The following is a 6873-nucleotide window of genomic DNA, read 5'->3' on the forward strand; positions in this document are numbered from 1 at the left end:
CCGTGGGGACCAGCCCGGAGAAGAAACCGCAGATCAGAGCAGGTTCCCTGGGGACCAGGATCACGCCCGTTCTGCCCCACCTGTAGACCATCTACAAGACCTGCAAGGTCGCCTGGAGTGACGGGGAAGGGGCAGGGGCGGCAGCCAGATAGGTGCTGAGCGACCGGCCTGCGGCGCTGATGGCCAGGAGGTCTGGATGGAGGTAGCGCTGGGTGGTCTGCAACGAACCGTGCCCGGCCATGACGCGCAGCACATGCAGGGGTACTCCGGCGTCAGCCATCCAGGTCAGACCGGTGTGCCGAAGCCCATGGCGCCGAAGATGCTCGTACCCCAGGGTGGTGACGACCTCATCCCACTGCGTCACGTCGCGAAGCACAGCAGTAGTGATCCTCCCGCTACGCGGCCCGGTGAACAGCCGAGCCTCAGGGTCGGGCCCCGCCGCCAGCAGACGCTGAGCCACCAGCGGCCGCACCTCCTCGATCAACGGGACCCGCCGAGCCGCCTTGCCCTTGGTCCGCTTGTCCGCCAGCCCCCTGGGGAAGGTGTCGTCTGACGGCGTACGGTCCAGATCCAGTTCACCGGGTCGATGTCCTCCACCCGCACTCCGGAGACCTCCCCGATACGGGCGGCAGTGCACGCCGCGAAGATCACCACACTCCCCCACCCCAGGAACCTGCCATGGGAACGCGAGACCAGCGCGTCGGCCAGCTCGGTTAGCGCCTTCCAGTCCGGCAGCGCCAGCACTCGCGGATCATCAAGCTCATCCTCGGCCTTCTGATACTCGCTCTGCCAGCCGCGAACGCGCGCAGGGTTGGCGTCGATGATGCCGTCGCGACGGGCTTGCTCCATCACCCGCACCAGGACCGCAAGGCTGTTCTTGACCGTGAAACGGCCATGGCCGTCGGCGATCCAGCCGTAAACGGTGCGGTCGACCGCCCCGTTGCTCACCATCGACACCGACACATGCCCCAGGCTCGGAACCACTCGTAGTCGCCAACCCGCCAGGTACGGGTCGGTCGTCTTCGGCTCCAGGCCCCGCAGCGCATGGGTCATGTTCGCCTCGCCGTAGACCTTCAAAGACTGAGTAGAGGTGGCAGGATCGATTCCGCGCAGCGCCGCGGCTTTCAGCTTGTCGATCCACGCCTGGGCACTCTCCTCGTCCACCTGAGCCTCGGAAAGCGACTCACGCCTCTTGGTGTGAGGGTCAACCCAGCGCACCCTCGCCCGGTACGGCAATGGTCTCCCTGGCCGGTGCTCAATATCCGGCGAAAGAGCGACCGCGACGGGTAGGCGTTCAACGTGAGGCATTCAGGCGGCTCCCTGACCGGGGACGGTTCGGCGCGAGCCGAGCCACCGCTGGACATCGGTCTCGCTGTAGAGGAAGACCCTCTCCGACATCTTCACAAACGGCGGCCCTACAGGCGGCCGAGCAGTTCGCCACCGCCGCACGGTCGATGCATCAACTCCGAGCAGACTCGCCAACTCTCCAGTGCGATACCAACGAGAGACTCTTTGAAGAGAAGATTCCGAGTTCACACCCTTCTCACATGCCATATCTACCTCATTATTCGAAGTCAGAATGTGCGTCATAATAAATCTGCGCTCACCGATGTAGAGATCCGCAGCTAAGACGAACAACGGAAGGCGCCTTGCGCTAGACAGCCCGGGCCGCACCTAATACACCGCCAGGCGTATCGCAAAGATCTCCTCCCAGAACTACGACTCTGCCGTCAACATCCGCTACGGGCTCCACCATCGAGAACCCCGAATGCGCACACTTCAATGATCAACATGATCGCCGGTTTGGCTAACCGGCGATCATGGTCTACCGTGCGCTCACGCAGGCAATGCACGCAGAGATCCCCCAGGTGAACGACAGGGCGGTCGAACAGTCAGAGAGGCGTAAGTACGTGCATCGACAGAGGGATTCCTCATAGCGTCACCCGGCGGAGCCATTATCGGCCCGTCTCCCACGGGTGTTGTACGTTGACATAGCCCTGGCGACAGTTCCAGTCTCTTGAGAGTATTCCCTGTCTGCCGTGGGCGAATGCGACTCTGAGAACCTCAGTAGAGGTCGACTCGCACCGGCGTGACGAGGAAGACGCCAACACTCTCGCAGCATGCTGACCCCACCGAATACGGGATCAGCAACCCCGCCCTTGTTGTCCACGGCCGCGCCGCGCAGCCCGCCGGCCTCGGTCGTCTTGGGCCGGCGGGCTGCGCGAGCTAGCTCCCGACCGCCCGGACCAGGGCGCGAGGTCAAGGCGGTCCAAGAGCCTTCGGACCGTCGCCCAGGCGGGCAGAGCCCGCGTGGGCAGAAGCGGATCGGGGCGCCCGCGAACTTCGAATGATCGTGAGCCAGTCAGACGCCGCCTGGAACCTTCCGTCCCCGCCCGACGATAGGGACGGAAGATAAGGAACAAGGTTGGGCGGTGTCTTTAAACGATGTTGAGTAGTTGGTCATGGTCGGGTGACGCGGCGCAGGCCGCATAGACCATCTTCTGCTTCGGATCAGGGCTCTTCCCGTAGGTGCGCGAGAACGGCGGCGAGGGACAAGTCGTACTGGTCCTTGTCCTTCTCCCAGCGCGCCATCACCGAGGCCGTTGCCTTGGCCATTTCGGTCGGGAGCCCGGCGTCTCTCAGCGCGTCTGCGACTTCTTCCATCTCGGGGCCCCATCGCCACGCTCGTGCAGCCACACTGGGCAGGTACTCCGGATCGGAGAGGATCTGCGCGGGCATCCTCTTCGCTTCCTCCGTGAGGAGATCGGCGACGCCATGAGCGTCGGCGAGAGCGTGCGAAACGCCGGCCAGGGTACGGGCGGCTTTCTGGAAGCCCGCAAACGATGCCTTGAGCGCTGAGGCGGAGCCGATGTGTGCGCCGGCTCCACGTACCTCGACCGCGGAGTCCTTGAACAGAGTGTGCACGAGCTCTGCGGCATGGCCGTCACCCGCTACGTAAAGGCGGCATGAGCGCCCGCTGCCGGGCGGAGGGCCAAAGATGGCGCCGTCGAGTACGAGAGCGGCCGGGCGGATCTCGCTCGCAATCCGTTCCATTCGCTGGGGGCTGATCGCGTTGGCGTCTAGGTAGAGACCGTTGAAGGCGTGGGCAGCAACCTCGGTCGCAACGTCCTCTGCGACATGCGGCGGACAAATCGAAATGACAGCATCGCTCGCGGCGAGAGCTTCTTCGAGCGACGTGCAGGGCGTCATACCCGCCCGCTCGGCACGCTCAGTCGTCACCGAACTGCGGCCGGCAGCAACCCACAGCACCCTACGAGCCCCGATCGCCTGGGCGGCCACGGCTGCCCCCATCGAGCCGGGGTGCAAGATCGTCACCGTAGTCACTGTGATCCTCCAGGGGGAAGCTCGGCCGGCGTCTGCTCCTGGTGAGCGACGATAGCCTCACGAATCGCCCTGGCCGCTGGGGTGGTGCGTGCAGGGTGGAGCGCAACGTGGCGGCCGAACTGCTGCACCCGCTTCCGTACGCTCTCAGTACGGCGACGAGCGTCCACGCCAAGCACCTCGTAGACCTGGAGAGCCGCGCCATCGAGATCCCCTCGGCTCAAGCGGGCCATGGACAGATCCATGCGTGCCAACGACATCTCTCCCAAGCGACGCTGTTCCAGGGGAGCTGCCTCAAACATGCTTACTGCCTCGTCGGCTCGCGCCTCAGCATCGCTCAGATGCTGGTTGCCGCCGAGCCACAGGTGAGTGCTGCTCGCGTAGAAGAGTTGCTTCGCCTCCGGGAAGGCCATCATTCCGCCTGGAAGGTCGTCCCCGGCGGTCATCTGATCGCGCATATCATTGGCCCTGTTCAGAGCGGCGATGGCGTCGGTCGCCTGCTGAAGTTGCCCGTAGGCACGGGCCTGGATACTGGCCAAACGGATATGAGCGGTGCCGCGCTCCGGCGCGAAGTGGCCTCCGGCCTCGGCGAGACGTACAGCATCGTGGGGGCGGCCGTCCCAGTAGGCGATCAGGGCTTGGAGCCCTCGGACCCATGCCCGGAGACCGTTGTGGCCCGCGAGTTCACCGCACATAAACGCGGTGCGAGCCTGGGTCTCTGCCGCCTCGTACCGCCCCAGGTCGAAGCTGGCGTTTGCCAGGACGCCGCACAGCACGCCCGCCGCCACATAGAGGTCGCGAGTGTACTGAGGTGGCTGGCGGCCCTCAAGGAACTCAAAGGCACGGTTACGAAGAGCGCGCACTTCCCGAAACAGGGGCCCAACAGGACGATTGGGATAGTTGGTCACTATCCGTCGAATATCTGCTTCCAACTGCTCCATCGTGTGAGGGCCAACGTTGCTGCCCTCCGCCCGGGCAGCGAACCGCGCTGACTCATTGGCAGCCGCCATCACCACGTCCTCGGCGCCGTAGTCGAACTGATCTTCCGAAACGGATTCTCTCGCCTCGCGCAGGCCGGGGGAACTGTTCGTCGCCGAGGCGCGAGCGAACAGGCGGCCGATCGGGACTCCCGGAAACATGAACTGCAAGATGCGCCGGGCCTCGGTACGCGGCGTCGTCTTCACCTCACCGTGGACCCACCTGACGAACTGGCGCTTCTCCGGCGGTGGGGCAGTCGCGAGAGAAGTCGGTCCTTCTGTCTCCGCCAGCTCTCGCGCGGCGTCCTGGTACCGCCTCTTGAACACCTCGTACTCCTGCCAGCCCTTCTGGTTGACCAAGATCTGGAAGAGGGGCGGTTCCGTTTCCATAGCCGCTCCTTGAGGCTCGGGAGTTGTTCCGGCATCCACGCTAGACAGCAACAGCGCGCACGGACAGGAAACTTGCCCAGAAGGTCCGGCTTGCGACGCGAGATGACCGCGATGTGACACAGGACGACGCGAGACGACATCGTTGAGGCACTCGTTAAGGCGTGGCCAGCCAGCAAGACTGCCGCTTCCATCGCAGACATCACGGATTTCGGATCGTGCTGTCACGTTCCGTTGAACCGGTGAGTTGACGAGGGGAGTCACGATGAGCCGCGCTGTGCAGCCGCCGAGCCCCCAGCTCTGGGCTACCTCGGCCGTGAGGTTAGCCCCGCCCGGCCCCTTCGAGGACGTGATGTCCCCTCCAGAGGACGTGATGACAACGACTGCCGTACGTCCGCGCCGCGCTTTCCACCGCGACGGCGACCTAATGAGCTCTACCTTCGAGATCAAGCAGCGACCGCCGGGGGCGCCTTCGTCGCCCGAGGACAGCGCTCAGGTCGGCATCATGCGACGCCGGACCCGGGAGTGCCTGACCGCTCACGGGTTGGCCTACGTCACCGACGAGGCGGTCTTGGTCGTCTCCGAACTGGTCACCAACGCCGTCATGCACAGCGGCGGCCGGAAGATCACGGTGACTCTTTCTCTCCTCAAGGGCTACCTGCGCATCGACGTACGCGACGGTGTCCCCAGCTTCCATGCCCTACCCCACGAACCCGATGACGCTGACGAGCACGGCCGCGGCCTGTTTCTCGTGAGGTGGCTGGCCGAAGAGGGGCGAGGCGCCTGGGGCACTGAGGACAACGGCGCGAACACGTGGTGCGAGCTGAAGTTGGCGGCGTGCTGATGTTGAACACTGCCGTGCGGGACGACACCGCGGTGCCAGTTCGCGTCAAGGACCCGTCGATCCCGACGATCCCCTGCACTGTTCCGGAAGCATCGCAGTTGCGCCGTGTTCTGGCCGGCCTGCGCAGGTGGAGTCCGGTGGACTGGGATCAGGTGTACGACGACCTGGACGTGGTCTTGCACGGCGAGACGGAGGTCAGCCATCACGCGGCGGGCCGGCCGGGCCGGGGGCCGCTGCCCGAGTACGAGGACGCTGACGAGATGGTCGAGCGCTTCCGCGGGGCTCTCAGGCAGCTCGTGAACCGCGGACTCCGCGAGGACGCCCAAATTCAGCACCTGGACATCGCCGTCCTGATCGAGCAGGCCCATACGTTGACCGCCGAGGCGCTGCCTGGCGACTCGTCGCCGGCCCGTGGGGACCTGCGAAGGCTGGCTGGAATCGTCCTGCGACTCGCCGAGCGCCTGGAAGAGACGGGCATCGTCAAGGGGTTGGTCGAATGCTGACCAACATCACCCCGTCGCCGCACCGCCTCGCCGTCGCCCTCCGGCCAGCCCCAGAAGCTTATGACTTCGAGTACTTCCGGGACCGGCTCGCCGATCCCGCGATCCTCGCCGACGCCGTCGCCATCCGCGTGTTTCGAGCGCCCCTCCTCGCCGTGCCGGTCGGTGGCTCGCGTCGCGGTGGGTACATGTCCTTCGACTTGCTGTCGCTGGCCGTGGCGACCCGCCGTCTGCTCGATACGCAACCCGGCTTCCCGAACCTCCGCGTCCGCTGGTCGCCATACCTCGACACCTGCCACACGGTCGAGTGGGGCGATCCCGCTCCCGCTTGGTGGGAGGACGACGTGGTCTTCGGTCGCTTCTACGGCTACAGCCAGGACGCTATCGCCGCGTTCGTGCGGCATCACCCACAGACACCCTCTTCGGCAATCTCCGGACCGTATTCCCCCACGGCCTCGTAGTCGGCTGAAGAGGGCCCGACTTCCGACCCCACCGAGAGGACGAGCACCATGTGTGCGCACAACCCACCGTGTCCCCCGGCTGATGCTTCCGACCGGGAAGCCGCGCGAACCGTCGCGCACAACTGGGCTCAGGGCTGGAGCCTGTTGTGCAACAAGGTGCTGCTCTTCGAGGACACCGGCGAGCTGCTGCCCAACGGCACGATCATCGCTCCGCACCGCCCGGTCGGCGGGAGAAGAGCGCGCACATGAGCCCGGCCAGGAAGTGTCTCGTCCCCGGTCCACACAACGGCCCCTTCGCTTGGCTACGAGCGGGCCGGGTGCAACACCCGGCAGTCGGATCTGGAGAGGGCTCGGTGCCGGAG

9 protein-coding genes are annotated in these 6873 nt (G+C 65.5%); 4 read left to right on the forward strand and 5 right to left on the reverse strand.

Features of this window, described 5'->3' with window-relative positions; translation table 11 throughout:
* Positions 1–91: 91 nt before the first annotated feature.
* The 5 genes from GL263_RS28485 to GL263_RS18285 form a co-directional block, all read right to left on the reverse strand.
* The gene (locus tag GL263_RS28485) at positions 92–472 is read right to left on the reverse strand and encodes a tyrosine-type recombinase/integrase (RefSeq protein WP_323379462.1); all 381 of its coding nucleotides are present in this window, start codon (positions 470–472) and stop codon (positions 92–94) included.
* Positions 473–480: 8 nt separating this feature from the next.
* A complete protein-coding gene (locus GL263_RS28490; protein ID WP_228456622.1) occupies positions 481–1164 on the reverse strand; it encodes a site-specific integrase in 684 nt (227 codons plus the stop codon).
* 144 nt (positions 1165–1308) lie between these two features.
* On the reverse strand, positions 1309–1590 hold the full coding sequence (locus tag GL263_RS18275; RefSeq protein ID WP_323379460.1) for a helix-turn-helix transcriptional regulator: 282 nt from the start codon (positions 1588–1590) through the stop codon (positions 1309–1311).
* 921 nt (positions 1591–2511) lie between these two features.
* A complete protein-coding gene (locus tag GL263_RS18280) occupies positions 2512–3336 on the reverse strand; it encodes a DUF1932 domain-containing protein (protein WP_323379461.1) in 825 nt (274 codons plus the stop codon).
* 5 nt (positions 3337–3341) lie between these two features.
* Positions 3342–4709 (reverse strand): NsdA family TPR-like regulatory protein, encoded by a 1368-nt coding sequence (locus tag GL263_RS18285; RefSeq protein WP_182856799.1) that lies wholly within the window; start codon positions 4707–4709, stop codon positions 3342–3344.
* A gap of 262 nt (positions 4710–4971) precedes the next feature.
* Here GL263_RS18285 and GL263_RS18290 point away from each other — a divergent pair, with 262 nt between their 5' ends.
* The 4 genes from GL263_RS18290 to GL263_RS18305 are packed head-to-tail and all read left to right on the forward strand — an operon-like array spanning position 4972 to position 6760.
* Positions 4972–5550, forward strand: coding sequence for an ATP-binding protein (locus tag GL263_RS18290; RefSeq protein WP_228456618.1), 579 nt, complete (start codon positions 4972–4974; stop codon positions 5548–5550).
* Positions 5550–6053, forward strand: coding sequence for a DUF6415 family natural product biosynthesis protein (locus GL263_RS18295; RefSeq protein WP_228456621.1), 504 nt, complete (start codon positions 5550–5552; stop codon positions 6051–6053). The genes GL263_RS18290 and GL263_RS18295 overlap by 1 nt, the downstream gene beginning before the upstream one ends.
* A complete protein-coding gene (locus tag GL263_RS18300; RefSeq protein WP_182856801.1) occupies positions 6047–6511 on the forward strand; it encodes a DUF6302 family protein in 465 nt (154 codons plus the stop codon). Before GL263_RS18295 ends, GL263_RS18300 begins: the two co-directional genes overlap by 7 nt.
* A 48-nt stretch (positions 6512–6559) precedes the next feature.
* Positions 6560–6760 (forward strand): DUF5999 family protein, encoded by a 201-nt coding sequence (locus tag GL263_RS18305; protein WP_182856802.1) that lies wholly within the window; start codon positions 6560–6562, stop codon positions 6758–6760.
* The last annotated feature ends 113 nt before the right edge of the window (positions 6761–6873 follow it).

Origin of the sequence: Streptomyces durbertensis, assembly GCF_014156695.1 — a bacterium.
In the GTDB taxonomy this organism is placed as follows: domain Bacteria; phylum Actinomycetota; class Actinomycetes; order Streptomycetales; family Streptomycetaceae; genus Streptomyces; species Streptomyces durbertensis.

Bases quoted from the DNA above. Each gene is read 5' to 3' on its own strand.
- GL263_RS18275 (WP_323379460.1), bottom strand. From the start codon at position 1,590: ATGACGCACATTCTGACTTCGAATAATGAGGTAGATATGGCATGTGAG.
- GL263_RS18285 (WP_182856799.1), bottom strand. From the start codon at position 4,709: ATGGAAACGGAACCGCCCCTCTTCCAGATCTTGGTCAACCAGAAGGGC.
- GL263_RS18290 (WP_228456618.1), top strand. From the start codon at position 4,972: ATGAGCCGCGCTGTGCAGCCGCCGAGCCCCCAGCTCTGGGCTACCTCG.
- GL263_RS18295 (WP_228456621.1), top strand. From the start codon at position 5,550: ATGTTGAACACTGCCGTGCGGGACGACACCGCGGTGCCAGTTCGCGTC.
- GL263_RS18300 (WP_182856801.1), top strand. From the start codon at position 6,047: ATGCTGACCAACATCACCCCGTCGCCGCACCGCCTCGCCGTCGCCCTC.
- GL263_RS18305 (WP_182856802.1), top strand. From the start codon at position 6,560: ATGTGTGCGCACAACCCACCGTGTCCCCCGGCTGATGCTTCCGACCGG.